The sequence below is a fragment of the Desulfatibacillum alkenivorans DSM 16219 genome (assembly GCF_900142135.1).
GTDB classification, from domain to species: Bacteria; Desulfobacterota; Desulfobacteria; order Desulfobacterales; family Desulfatibacillaceae; genus Desulfatibacillum; species Desulfatibacillum alkenivorans.
The window spans coordinates 97,020-109,697 of sequence record NZ_FQZU01000016.1 but is presented as its reverse complement, the minus strand read 5'-3'; the positions used below and the strand labels follow the sequence as shown (position 1 = coordinate 109,697).

The window sequence follows — 12,678 nt, the reverse complement described above, 5'->3', positions numbered from 1 at the left end:
ACCATTTTTCGGTGGCCTTGCTTTTCTTACCACGAAGAGGCAAAATGCATGCTGCAAAAAAAAGCCTCTTTGCATATTTAAGGGGCACAGCTCACGTTGCCGGCCGGGGAATAAGCCTTGACACAACGGAGAGGCGCCCCTATTATAAAAAACAATGTTTTACTTAAGCGCAAACCCATTAGCCGGAAAATAACCATGGCCCCAGAAAAGCAGGACGAAAAAAAACTGCCGGTTCCCCAAAAAATCAAAGACCGCCTGTACCCCATTGTCCTGAACTTTTTCGCCCAAAACGACTTCCACCAGGTTAACATCCGAAAAATCAGCCATGCCTCGGGCGTCAGCACCCGGACCATGTACAAGTATTTTCACTCCAAAGAAGATTTGCTCCTGGACGTTCTGGAAGAAAAAATCGGAGAGCTCAAAATCCTGACGGCCATGCACGGCCAGGGGGTGAAAGAAACAAAAGACCGGTTTTACAAGGCTTTTTGGGTGGCTTTGGACTATTACGACCGGAATCCTGAACTGGCCATCACCTTTTTCATCACCGTCCCCACCCGGACCTGGATGCAGCGGGAATCCTACGCCCGGTACGACATCCATGAACTGCTGCGCCAAATCATCAAAACAGGCCGGGAAAGGGGCGATCTGGACCCCAACGTGGACGACGCCCAGATCACCGGCCTTTACTTCATGCACATGCAGCGCGAGGTCACCATCTGGTATTACCGGGGCCAGCAATGGAAGCTGGTGGAGGCCATGCGCTTCTTTTTTCCCTTGTTTTGGAAGACCATTTCCGCGCCTTCGCAGTCATAGTCCTTTTTTATATTCAATTCTAAACAGTTACTTATAAAACGCCTCTTCATCAAGCGGGTTGCGCCGTATTTTTTTATTGACAGAAGAGAAAACATTGTTTTACATACGCCATAGATAAAACATCGTTTTACTTCCCCCGGAGCACAGCACTTTTTTTCACCAGGAGGTTACAATGGCCGAAGCATTATCTCACCAAAAATTCGACCCCTCTTGGGGCGCCGTTCCCCCGAAGGATACTGCGAAAACCCCGGTTTTTGAATTCCTGCGCCAGGCAGCCAGGGAGCAACCCGAAAAGGACGCCCTGATTTTCCTGCACAAAACCACTTCCTACAAGGAGCTGGATCAGTGCAGCGACCGCATTGCAGCCTGGCTGGCCTCCCTGGGCCTGGGCAAAGGCGATAAGGTCGCCACCATGCTTCCCAATTGCACCCAGCATGTCATGGTCATTTACGGCATCCTGAAGGCGGGCTGCACCATGGTTCCTTTTAACGTCATGCTCAAGGACCAGGAAATCCGGTATATCTGCGAGCAATCCGGGGCCAAGGCGATCTTCTGCCTGGACATCTTGGCGCCCATGGTTTTGCCTGTTGCAAAGGATCTGGGCATGCTTGCGGCGGCGAGCGTGCATGCTGCGGATTTCAGCGAGTCCACAGCCAAGGTTCCGCCCCTGCTGGCCATGCCCAAGCAGGACGTGGAAGGCGCGGTGGATTTCATGGAGATTATCGGCGCGGACCAGGATCCGGTTCCCCAGGTGGAAATCGATCCGGAAAACGATCTGGCCTGCCTGTTGTATACGTCGGGCACCACGGGCTTTCCCAAAGGCGCCATGATCACCCATTGCAATTACAATCACGCATCCGGGCTGTTGGTGGACCTCATCGGCCTGGACGATACGGACCGGCTATACATGCTGTTTCCGCTCTTTCATGTGGCCGGCCAAACCCTGATTCTTTTCCCCGCGGTCATGGCCAAGGCGACCTGCGCGGCCATCCCCATGTTCGATCCGGAAGACATGCTGGACCTGATCCAGCGCTTCAAGTTGACCTTTGGATTCGCCCCGCCCACGGCTTATATCGGTCTGCTGAATCACCCGTCCTTTGACAAGTTCGACCTTTCCAGCCTGAAGCACACCCTGGCCAGCGGAGCGCCTGTGCCTCCCGCGTTGCAGGACGAATGGCAGCAGAAAGTCGGGACCTATCTTTACGCCGGATACGGCTGCACCGAGTCCACGGCCTGCGGCCCCGGCATAGTGGAAATGGTCAACAAGAAAAAGCCGGGCTGCGGCGCCCTGGGCGTATGCACCGGCGAGGTCAAGGTGGTGGACGAAAACGGAAAGATCGTGCCCCGGGGCGTGGTCGGGGAATTCGTGCTGCGGGGCGAGGGCATCGTCCAAGGGTACTGGCGAAACCAGGAGGAAACGGACAAGCTCTTCACCAAAGACGGCTGGTGGTACACGGGAGACGCGGGATACATGGACGAGGACGGGTTCCTCTTTTTTGTGGAGCGCATCAAGGACCTGATTGTGGCTTCCGGCTACAACATCGCTCCGGCGGAGGTGGAAAACTATCTCTACCAGCACCCAGCCGTCCTGGAAGCGGCCGTGATCGGGGTTCCCGACGACTACCGGGGAGAAACCGTCAAGGCCTTTATCGTGCCCAAGCCCAACGTCCAGGCGAGCGAGCAGGATATCCTGGATTTTTGCAAAGAGAAAATGGCCGCATACAAGGCGCCCAAGATGGTGGAGTTTATCGGCGAACTGCCCAAGAATCAAAGCGGAAAGCTGCTGCGCCGCATGCTGCGCGAACGTGACTCCCAATAACCCGCGAGCTAAGGAGAGATAGACTCATGACCGGACCTTTTCCAAACATCATCAAACAGCACGCCCAGGAGCGGCCCGACCATATCGCCTATTATTTTTTCGAGCAGCCCGTAACCTATGGGGAATTCGACCGCCAGATCGACCAGGCGGCCAACGCGCTTCTGAACATGGGCATGAAGCCCGGCGACAAAATCGCCACCCTGCTTCCCCAGTCTCCGGCATTTTCCACCCTGTTTATGGCCGCCGGCCGCATTGGCATGGTGGTGGTTCCCTTGGACCCCCGGTTCAAGGCGGGAGAGATGCAGGCCTTGTGCGAACGCACCAGGCCGAGAATCCTGGCGACATTGGCCTATCCTGAGGAAATCAAGGCCGAAGTGGAGCAACTGCTTGGGCTGTATTCTTTTGAGCAGGTATTTTTTTACCTGGGGGCCCTGGATCATCCCGGCGTCCAGCCTTATGAAAAACTCCTGGAGGGCGAAGCCAAGCCCGTCCCGGAAGAGTTCCACCCGGCGGACGAAGACCCGTACATCATCATTTTCACCAGCGGAACCACGGGCAGGCCCAAAGGGGCCGTCATCAGCCACAAGAACTCCTGGGCCATATCCAAGGCCACTACGGATATGTGGGGCATCCTGCACACGGACAAGGTGCTTTGCAACATGCCCACCAGCCACGTGGCCGGAACCCACGATCTGCTGGCCGCCCAGTATTATGCGGGCGCCACCGGGATTCTCATGCCCAAGTTCGACCCCATGGAAACCCTGGCGGCCATCGAAAAATACGGCGTTTCCTACTTCGGCGGAGTGCCGACCATGTATCGGCTGATCTTCAAAAACGCCGACGTGACCGCCCACGACCTTTCCTCCGTCCGCCTGGCCGTGCTCTCCGGAGAGCCTTCCTCCCAGGAATTGGTCCAGCAGGTTTCCCAAGCCTTTCCCAACGGCAAGATTGTGGCCTCCTTCGGCATGAGCGAAACCGCGGGTTTCTTCACCTTCACCACGCCTGATGATCCGCCGGAACGGGCCGAAAAAACCGAGGGCAAACCCGCGCCCGGCTTTGAAATGAAAATCGTGGACCTCCACGGCGCCGACCTGCCCGTGGGCGAGGTGGGGGAATTGTTCGTGCGCGGCGACAGCGTCATCAGCGGTTACATGGACCCGGAGGACGACAAGAGCGTCTTCATGGACGGCGGATGGATGGCCACCGGCGACCTGGGCAGGCTGGACGATCAGGGATACCTGATCTTCATGGGCCGCATCAAGGAGATGTACATCAGCGGCGGCTACAACGTGTATCCCCAGGAGATCGAGGCTTTTCTCAACGCCTATCCGGGAGTCAACACTTCCGCCGTCATGGAAACTCCCGACGAGGTCTGGGGGGAGATCGGCGTGGCCTTTGTGATTCCCGAGCCCGGCGTGGACCTGGACATCGAGGCGCTGAAAGCCCATTGCAAAAAGCACCTCGCCGACTACAAGCGGCCGCGCAAGTTCATCGTGACCGAAGACGTGCCCCGTTCGCTCATCGGCAAGGTGGTGAAAAAGGAACTGAAAAAGAACCTGGATAAATACCTGGATTGATAGCTGAGCAAAATGGGGTCAAGTCTACGTTTGACGTTTGAGCGCGAATTTCAGTCTCAAACGTCAAACGTAGACTTGACCCCATATAGAATGAAAGGAAGAAAACCTATATGGCTAACCCAAAACGATTCAAATTCTCCCGGTCCCGATGCACCAGCGTGGAAGCGGCCGGGGACAACCTCTTGCGCACCGTTTGCCGCCTGAACGACATGTTTTGCGAAATGCGCGTCACGGTGGAAGTGCAATTGCCGGACATGGAAATCAAAAAGGTGGAAGGCGCCATCGAGCGTTGCTACGACCCTGCAGAGCATCGCGCAATTCCGCTTTTGCCCCAACTGGCCGGAATCCGCGTGGGTCCCGGCATGGCCAAGATTTTCAAGGGCCTGGTGGGGGAGGAGGCGGCGGACAGCCAGCTTTTGTTCATGGTGGAGGAGGCCTGCCACGGAGTCATTTTAAGCTCCACCAAGGATATGGCGGCCATGGCCCCCAACGAAGACGATCTGCCGGCGGAAATCTTTCAAAGCATGGCCAAGGCCAACACCCGGCTTATCGGCCGGTGTGCGGCCTACGCTCCGGAATCCTCCATGGTCCGGGGCGCCCTGGAAGAAGGGTAGGAGGAGAAGAACGATGCTAAAATATTTACGCAACAAAACCATGAGCGTGGACCGCACCGCGCCCGATGAACTGACCGTGTTCGGCGTGTTGGACGACGACCTGTACGGCGTGGAAATGACGGCTGTCTTCAGCCAGAGCGCCCTGGAAATTCTATCCGTCTCCGGCAAGTGGCACAGGTACACCACCCCGGAGTGCCCCCGGGCTTTGGACATGCTTCAGCCCGCCGTGGGCATGCGTCTGGAGCCGGGATTCCGGGCCCGGGTCGCCAAGGTGATCGGCCGGGGCGCTTGCCGCCATTTCGCCAATCTGCTATTAGAAATGGGGCACGCCGCAAAAAACGCCAAAATGGCCATTGAATATCAGGAAGCCGCAGCCCTGGACCCGGGGCTCAGCCTGGAAGCCTTTATTGCGGATTGGCGCCCGGACCAGGCGCCGCCCAAGGCCGCAGCCCAATCCATTCACGTGAAGGCTCCTGCGCCGCCCCAGCCCGCTCCGGAAACGCCGCCCCTTGCGGACGCGCCCCGTCCAAGCGGAGGCATGGTCATTGACCTGCACGTCCATACGGCCCCGGCCTCCCCTTGCGCCTCGGCGCCGATTGACGAGATTATCCGGGAAGCCAAGGACCTTGGCGTGCACGGCATGGTGGTGACGGATCACAACTATGTTTGGACATCGGACGACATAAAGCGTTTACGGGATAAACACGGCTTCCTGCTCCTACGGGGCAACGAAGTCATCACCGACCAGGGCGACGTTCTCGTCTACGGCCTGGAGCGCGACATAAAGGGGGTGATCAGGATTGCGGATTTGCGGGCCCAAGTGATTGAGGCCAAAGGATTCATGGTCATGGCCCACCCTTTCCGGGGCTTTCTGATCACCGGCGCCGAACAAATGGGGCTGAGCGTGGAGCAGGCCGCCCAAAGGGAAATGTTCAAGCACGTGGACGCCATCGAAGTGTTGAACGGCAAGGTAACGCCTGATGAAAACGGTTTTGCAGCCAAAGTGGCCGACGCCCTCAGCCTGCCCGGCACGGGCGGCAGCGACTGCCACGAGATGGGAACCATCGGCTGCTACGCCACGGAATTCACGGTAGACATAAACAGCGAGGCCGACCTGGTGCAAGCCCTGCATGCAGGAAGCTATCGTCCGGTCCGGTTTCGGGATTAGGAGGCCTGCAATGGAAACTAACGATCTGAAAGCCGCAAGAAACTGGGAGCCCGTCATCCGGCGCATGGAATTGCTCATGCGCCTCAAGTCCTTTCCCGTCGCGTTTAAAATGCTGGAAAACAAAGAGGATATCGACAAAGTCCCCTTCATGCGCAGATTGAGCCATAAAGCCACCATGTGCCAGCTCACCAATCTGGTGCGCAACTTCGACTGGACCGTGGGCGCCACGGCCGAGGAGTTCATCTCCGTCATGTGCCCCTCCATCATCGGCCTGGCCAAACTGCCCGAGTTCATGACCGACGGCACCTTCCGCAGCATCGTCTGGGCGAAATCCCGGGCGGACGGAAAGAAATACGAAAACGGCATCCCCCGCATTCCCACGGGAAAATACGAAGCCGTGATCATGGCGCCCCTGGTTTACAACCCCTTTGAGCCGGACATCGTGCTCATTTACGCCAATCCGGCTCAGATGATGCTCCTGATCAACGCGCTCCAGTTTGAAGACTACGAAGTCATGCAGTTTTTCTGCGTGGGAGAAAGCTCCTGCTCCGACGCCATCGCTCGCTGCTACAACACGGGCAAGCCGTCGCTGACCATCCCCTGCTACGGGGAGCGCCGGTACGGACACGCCCAGGACGACGAGCTGGTCATGGCACTGCCCGTGGGCCTCATGGACAAGGCTCTGGCCGGCCTGGAATCCCTGTACAAACGGGGCATCCGGTATCCAATCAGCTACGCGGGCGCCGAAGCCGACGTCACCGCCGCCTTTCCGGCAGCCTACGGCGCGGAAGCCATGGTCGCAGCCCTTAGGGGCAATAAACGCCGCCTGCTTTTGGGCGTCACCGGCAGCATCGCCACCGGCAAATCCACGGTGGCGAAAATGCTGGAGGAAAAAGGCGCCTTCACCATCGATTTTGACGTCTTAAGCCGGGTGGTTGTGGAGCCGGGAACCCAGGGCTACAATGACATCGTCGCCTATTTCGGCGAACAGGTTCTGCAGGAAGATAAAACCCTGGACCGGGACAAGCTGCGGGAAATTGTGTTCTCGGACATGGAGAAGCGCAAAAGGCTGGAAGGCTTCACTCATCCCCGCATCGGCGAGGAGTTTTTCAAGCTGGTGGAGGAGTACACGGCAAAGGATCCCGAAGCCATCATCCAGGTGGTCATCCCCCTGCTCATTGAAATAAATATGCAGGGCATGTTCGACAACCTGCTTATGGTCTACGCTCCCGAAGACACCCAGCTGAAACGCCTCATAGAACGCGACGGCAACAGCGAGGATCTGGCCAAGAGCATTATCAAATCCCAGATGCACGTGGACGACAAAAAAGGCTATTGCGACCTTTTGGTGGATAACTCCGAAAGCCTGGAAAAAACCCAAGCCCAGGTGGACGCCCTGTGGGACAAGCTGAAAGCCATCCAGAAGGAGCGCATTGCGGAAGTGGAAAAGCAAAAATAACTGCGCGCCTCCGGCGACTTATAAAAGAGCCTCCGGCGGTAGTAAAAAAAACTGCCTCCGGCGGCAAACTTTTGAAAAAGTTTGATCAAAACCTTTCAACTGCGCTTCGCGCAAAGGATTATTATAGGCGCCGGCCTTACACATTTTAGGGCGCACAGGAACAATGCGTCGGCCGCGTCCTTGCACGCCTTTGCTGGGCAGCCCAGGCAGCGCTGTTTGCTGCCTGGGTCTCCCGCTGCATGATTCAACTGCCTGAGAATCCCGCCTAAATCGATTGCCAGTTCCGGACAATTTTGATAGGAATAATCTCCTGGAGTTATTCAGAAAATAGCCTTTGGATTGTTTGTTGAATTTTGGGCGACGGCACGGAATGGAATTAAAGGCAATGAAGAAAAAAATCGGAATCGTCGGCGGGCTAAGCCCGGAATCCACGGTAAGCTATTATTTGCATATTACAAGAACCTATTCTGAGCGGTTTGGCGATTATGAATATCCTGAAATCATAATCTATAGCGCCAATCTGGAAAGATATCATGCATGGAGAAGCGACAACAGGTGGGACCTCATTGCCGACGACCTGGCCGCCTCATTCCAAAAACTGAAAAACGCCGGCGCGGAATTCGGCCTTATCGCCACGAACACCATGCACAAGGTGTATGACCAAGTTGCAGAAAAAGCAGGTCTTCCATTGATCAACATCATCGACGAAACGGCGGGCAAAGCCAAAGAGTTGGGGCTGAAAACGCTGGGCCTCCTTGGCACCCGCTACACGATGAGCGACGGATTCTATCAAAACCGGCTTTCGCGTTTTGGATTGGAAACTGTGGCGCCGAATCCGCTGCAGCAGGAAGTCATACATAAAATCATTGTTGAGGAGTTGGTCAGAGGCCGCTTTTTGGACAAGTCCAGGCAAAGGTATCTTGATATAATGGAGGAGTTAGTCGCAAAGGGCGCCCAGGGCGTCATCCTGGGCTGCACGGAAATTCCCCTGCTGGTTAGGCAGGAGGACCTTTCCGCCCCGCTTTTGGACACAGCCATCATTCATGCTGAAGCGGCCCTTAAATACGCCCTTAGTTGACCCTGTTCCTTATTTCACCCCGTCCAAAACCCAGGCGGGCACGTCTTTGATGCGGGAGACGGAGCAATCCGTTAACGGAACCTTGGCGGCGAGGTCGCGCACGTCGTCCAGATCCAGGGACGGGCCCGACACTTTCAGCAGGAAAAAGGACCTGAAAATCGGCCTGAGCAGGGCGGGAATTTTCGTGTGCCGGAATAAATTGTCCACGTCCTTGTGGCGGCAGCCCCGGTCCGCCTCCATGATCAGCAGCCTGCCGCCGGGCTTTAGCACCCGCAGGCATTCGGACAATCCGAGGACCTTGTCCGGCCAGTGCTTGATGGAGCCGGTGCTTAATATGACGTCGAACTTGTCCGGGGGATAAGGCAGGTTCAGGGCGCTGCCCTGGCGGATCTGAGTGCGGCTGACGTAAGGGCGCAAACGCTCGTTGGCCCGGTCCACCTGTTCCTCGGAAAGATCCACTCCGGCCAGGGTCAATTGGGGAAATTTTTCCGCCAGGCGTTCCAGGATATGCCCTCCCCCGCAGCCCACGTCCAGCAAAGAGCCTTTTTCCGGGGCCTCGAGCTTCAAGTCGGCCTGCACGCGATCCATAAAAGGAAGCATGCCTTGCGCGATGAAGGCGTTGTAAAACCAGGATTCAAACTTGGTGTATGGAGCGGTTGCGTCATTCCACATGGACAGGCCTCCCCCCTTAGGCTTGTTGTCGTTTTAGTTCTTCCCTCGCCCTTTTTTTCAAAGCGTCCTTAAAGCTGCGGGTCATCATCCATTGCATGAGCGTGGGTGAAATCCGGTTGATTACGGCCAGCATCTTGGCGAATTTGGTCACCACAATGGTGGCTTTGTTTTTTTCCACGCCCTTAAGGACGATTTCGGCGCATTGCTCGGGCGTGACGCCGATCCACTCCGGCGGCCTGACCTTGTCCAACTCATAATCGGTCATCCCCACGAGTTTGGAGTCGTCGAATATGGCGGTCTTGACATAGCCGGGACAGATAACGCTGACTTTCACGCCCCGTGCGGCGCCTTCCAGGCGCAGGGAATGGGAAAGCCCCACCACGCCGTATTTGCTGGCCACGTAGGAAGCTGTTCCGGGAAAGGGGCACAGCCCTTCCACGGAGGCCGTGTTGACGATATGCCCGAAGCCCTGCTCCACCATCATGGGATAGGCCGCGGCCACGCCGTTCACCACGCCGTAGAGGTTGATGTCCAGGACGTTTTGCCAGTCCTCCAGTTCGCAGTCCTTGGCCTCGCCGCCTATGGCTATGCCCGCGTTGTTAAACAAGAAATCCAGGCGGCCGTATTTTTGCACGGCGGAGTCCACCATGTCCTTCACCGCCTGGGCGTCCCGTACGTCCAGGGCGAGGGAATCGCAATCCCATCCCTTAATCGCAAACTCCTTTTCCACCTGAGCGATTCGTTCCGCATTCACGTCGCTGGCAACCACCTTCGCCCCTCGCTCCGCCAGGGCTTGCGCCAACCCTTTTCCAATGCCGGAGCCCGCCCCGGTCACGATGGCTATCTTATCCTTAAAATGCGGCATGTCTTCCCCTCATAAAATGGACGGTTAGTCGGTCCCGATGCCGTCTTCCAGCCAGTCGGCGAAGCCCAAAAGCTGATCCGATGAAAAGCCGGCAAAGGATTTACGTGCGATTTTTGTAAACATGGATAAGCCGGTTTTGATGCCCATGGCCGCTGCCTTGCGTGAGACCGCCCCGGCGTTCACCCGATTGAGCGGTTCTATGAACAAATGCTCCAGGATGATGCCAATGGTCCCGGAGGACACTTGCAGCATTTCGTCCGTGTGCTTGCCCTTGACCGGGTCTTCCCGCAGGGTTTGAGCCAAATTTTGCATTTTGGCGACTTGCGCCTCAGGCATGGGCGCTTTAAGATAATACCCCATACAATCCCCTCCTGTTTTTTTCAATAAAAATGGCCGCTTTTCACAATTTCTTCAAGGCCTTTTCCAAGGCGGCCTGGTGCACATGCCCGGCGAAATGCACCGGGCTCTTTCCATAAATCGGGTCCCATCCCGCAGGATCGGCCACGCAATAAAACTGGACTTTCAGCCCAATGGCCACGCCGGCCTCTTCCACCGGCTTGCCTAAAACGTCTTTGACCGCCTCCCAGGTGGCGCCGCAGGGCGCTCCCCGGATGACGCGGATTTCCTTGACCACCCCGTCCTCGGCCGCGGCTTCCAGTTCGGGCGCTCCAAAAGAGCAGGCGTAGGCGCCCAATTCGCCGTTTTTCGGCAGGCCGCAGCATGTGGGCGGCGTAAAAACGTGGGGCCTGCGCCATTTTTTGGTGGGGGAAACCACGGGTATTCCCCGTTCGGAGCAAATGCGGCATAAATCGTAGGAAAGGTCCGGGTGCTTGAGATAGTCCAGAACCAGGTCCGCCTCCATTTCCCACGCTTCCTTGAGATACGCCTCCGTGTCGTCCAAAACCATGGGCAGGGCATGGTCAATATTGATGACGTCCAGGATCAAGTCGTCCCCGGCCCTTTCCCTGACTGCTGCTATTTTGCGAGCCCCGCTATTGTTCTGCTGAAAAACCTTGATGACCTGCATGCGTTCCTTTTTTCCGGCCCGCCGCCGCAAAGGGTTATGGGCGCCGGCGGCGTCCGCAATGGCTGTTGTGTTTGCGTAATTGCTGTAAAAACGGTATGATCATACCATAGGAATCAAATGCAGACAATCGCCTCAAAGCCGGGAGCAGCCATGAACCAGGGGAAAAACATGCTCAGACAATCCATAATAACCGTTGCAGCCGGAGCCTTAGTTCTGGCCGTGGTTTTGCTGTGGGCGCCGGAGCGGGTTCACCGCACCGTCGCCGTTGTATGCTTTTCCATCTGCGCGGCGGGCTTTTTGGCGGCCGCCTGCGTATATTTTTTCACCCCAAAATTTCTCCCCTATCATCAGCAGGCCTCCGGCCTGGAGTGGGAAGAGCTTTCCCCCCAGTTTCAGGGCATGATTCTTTCCGCGCTTCGTATAGTGGCCGGCGGATTTTTCTGCTCCAGTGCAGCCGTAATCATTTTACTGGCCATACCCTATCGCCAGGGGGAGCCCTGGGCGGCCCCGGCTTTATTTGTCATATACAATTTCATGGCCGTTCCGGCATTGTACGGAACCTATATCGTGGCCGCCAGGACGCCCGCGAAGCCGCCTTTAATCCCTGTAATATTGGCGATAACGCTTTCGTCCATGGGCTTGGTTCTTTCGCTCTAACTGCCAATGAAGTTTTTTTTCAAGAAGCATTTGTATTGTTTTTATTTAAATGTTATATACAAATCAGCCTGGCGCTGAAAGCAAAAAGGAATTTAGCCCATGAGCGATCTGATTCAACAACATGAAATGCTTGTCCGGCTTGGATCGTTTTTTGGGGTTTTTCTTCTGATGGCCTTGTGGGAGGTTCTGGCGCCAAAAAGACGTTTGAACGCATCCAAGCCCAAAAGATGGGCGACCAACCTGGGGATAACGGCCACGGGCAGTTTGGCTGTGCGGTATCTCTTTTCCGCAGGCGCCACGGGATTTGCGGTCCTGGCGCAGGCAAAAGGGTGGGGCGTTCTTGCTCTCATCGATGCGCCTTACTGGTTGAAGGTCTTGGGGGCCTTCCTGGTCCTTGATTTCGCCATTTATATGCAGCACATGATTTTTCATCATCTGCCCCTGTTGTGGCGGCTGCATATGATGCATCATGCGGACCTGGATATTGACCTGACCACCGGCGCCAGGTTTCATCCTGTGGAGATTCTGCTCTCCATGGGAATCAAAATCGGGGTGATTTTCCTGATCGGAGCGCCTGTCCTGGCCGTGCTGGCCTTTGAAGTGATTTTAAACGCTTCAGCCATGTTCAACCATTCCAATGTTCGCATGCCCGCGGGGCTGGATAAAATCCTGCGGCTGTTTCTGGTTACGCCGGATATGCACCGGGTGCATCATTCGGTGATAATCAGGGAGTTCAATTCCAATTTCGGATTTTGCCTGCCGTGGTGGGACCGGCTGATGGGCACGTACCGCGCCGCTCCCTTGAAGGGCCACCAGGGCATGACCATCGGGCTGGCGAAATTCCGGGAGGAAGACAAACTCCAGTATCTCGCCTTGCTTATCATGCCGTTTGGAAAGGAGGTCCAGCGAAACTCCTGACCGAGGGCGTA

The 12,678-nt window shown here is 56.4% G+C and carries 13 protein-coding genes; 9 read left to right on the top strand and 4 right to left on the bottom strand.

The window, feature by feature from the left end:
• The first annotated feature begins 195 nt into the window (after window positions 1–195).
• From BUE18_RS13995 to BUE18_RS13965, 7 genes are all read left to right on the top strand, one after another.
• Window positions 196–813 (top strand): TetR/AcrR family transcriptional regulator, encoded by a 618-nt coding sequence (locus BUE18_RS13995; protein ID WP_073476699.1) that lies wholly within the window; start codon window positions 196–198, stop codon window positions 811–813.
• A gap of 172 nt (window positions 814–985) precedes the next feature.
• Window positions 986–2,632 (top strand): class I adenylate-forming enzyme family protein, encoded by a 1,647-nt coding sequence (locus tag BUE18_RS13990; RefSeq protein ID WP_073476697.1) that lies wholly within the window; start codon window positions 986–988, stop codon window positions 2,630–2,632.
• Window positions 2,633–2,658: 26 nt separating this feature from the next.
• Entirely contained in the window at window positions 2,659–4,209 is a 1,551-nt protein-coding gene (locus tag BUE18_RS13985) for a class I adenylate-forming enzyme family protein (protein ID WP_073476695.1), read from the top strand.
• Window positions 4,210–4,319: 110 nt separating this feature from the next.
• On the top strand, window positions 4,320–4,823 hold the full coding sequence (locus BUE18_RS13980) for a hypothetical protein (RefSeq protein WP_073476693.1): 504 nt from the start codon (window positions 4,320–4,322) through the stop codon (window positions 4,821–4,823).
• A gap of 13 nt (window positions 4,824–4,836) precedes the next feature.
• Window positions 4,837–5,991 (top strand): PHP-associated domain-containing protein, encoded by a 1,155-nt coding sequence (locus tag BUE18_RS13975; RefSeq protein WP_073476692.1) that lies wholly within the window; start codon window positions 4,837–4,839, stop codon window positions 5,989–5,991.
• 10 nt (window positions 5,992–6,001) lie between these two features.
• Entirely contained in the window at window positions 6,002–7,450 is a 1,449-nt protein-coding gene (gene coaE / locus BUE18_RS13970; protein WP_073476690.1) for a dephospho-CoA kinase, read from the top strand.
• A 385-nt stretch (window positions 7,451–7,835) separates the two neighbouring features.
• The gene (locus BUE18_RS13965) at window positions 7,836–8,528 is read left to right on the top strand and encodes an aspartate/glutamate racemase family protein (protein WP_073476737.1); all 693 of its coding nucleotides are present in this window, start codon (window positions 7,836–7,838) and stop codon (window positions 8,526–8,528) included.
• Window positions 8,529–8,537: 9 nt separating this feature from the next.
• Here the strand turns inward: BUE18_RS13965 and BUE18_RS13960 are convergent, their stop codons facing one another.
• Genes BUE18_RS13960 through dfsP form a run of 4 tightly spaced genes read right to left on the bottom strand, consistent with a single transcriptional unit; the run spans window position 8,538 to window position 11,092 of the window.
• On the bottom strand, window positions 8,538–9,200 hold the full coding sequence (locus BUE18_RS13960) for a class I SAM-dependent methyltransferase (RefSeq protein ID WP_073476688.1): 663 nt from the start codon (window positions 9,198–9,200) through the stop codon (window positions 8,538–8,540).
• Window positions 9,201–9,216: 16 nt separating this feature from the next.
• Window positions 9,217–10,065 (bottom strand): SDR family NAD(P)-dependent oxidoreductase, encoded by an 849-nt coding sequence (locus BUE18_RS13955; protein ID WP_073476686.1) that lies wholly within the window; start codon window positions 10,063–10,065, stop codon window positions 9,217–9,219.
• A 24-nt stretch (window positions 10,066–10,089) separates the two neighbouring features.
• Window positions 10,090–10,425 carry a hypothetical protein gene (locus BUE18_RS13950; protein ID WP_073476684.1) on the bottom strand — a complete coding sequence of 112 codons (336 nt, stop codon included), beginning with the start codon at window positions 10,423–10,425 and terminating at the stop codon, window positions 10,090–10,092.
• 40 nt (window positions 10,426–10,465) lie between these two features.
• Window positions 10,466–11,092 (bottom strand): DUF166 family (seleno)protein DfsP, encoded by a 627-nt coding sequence (dfsP, locus tag BUE18_RS13945; RefSeq protein WP_073476736.1) that lies wholly within the window; start codon window positions 11,090–11,092, stop codon window positions 10,466–10,468.
• 150 nt (window positions 11,093–11,242) lie between these two features.
• On the opposite strand from dfsP, the gene BUE18_RS13940 reads away from it, so the two are divergent.
• Both BUE18_RS13940 and BUE18_RS13935 read left to right on the top strand, forming a co-directional pair.
• A complete protein-coding gene (locus tag BUE18_RS13940; protein WP_170868369.1) occupies window positions 11,243–11,749 on the top strand; it encodes a hypothetical protein in 507 nt (168 codons plus the stop codon).
• Between the two features lie 99 nt (window positions 11,750–11,848).
• Window positions 11,849–12,667, top strand: a complete 819-nt coding sequence (locus BUE18_RS13935) for a sterol desaturase family protein (RefSeq protein ID WP_073476681.1) — start codon at window positions 11,849–11,851, stop codon at window positions 12,665–12,667.
• The last annotated feature ends 11 nt before the right edge of the window (window positions 12,668–12,678 follow it).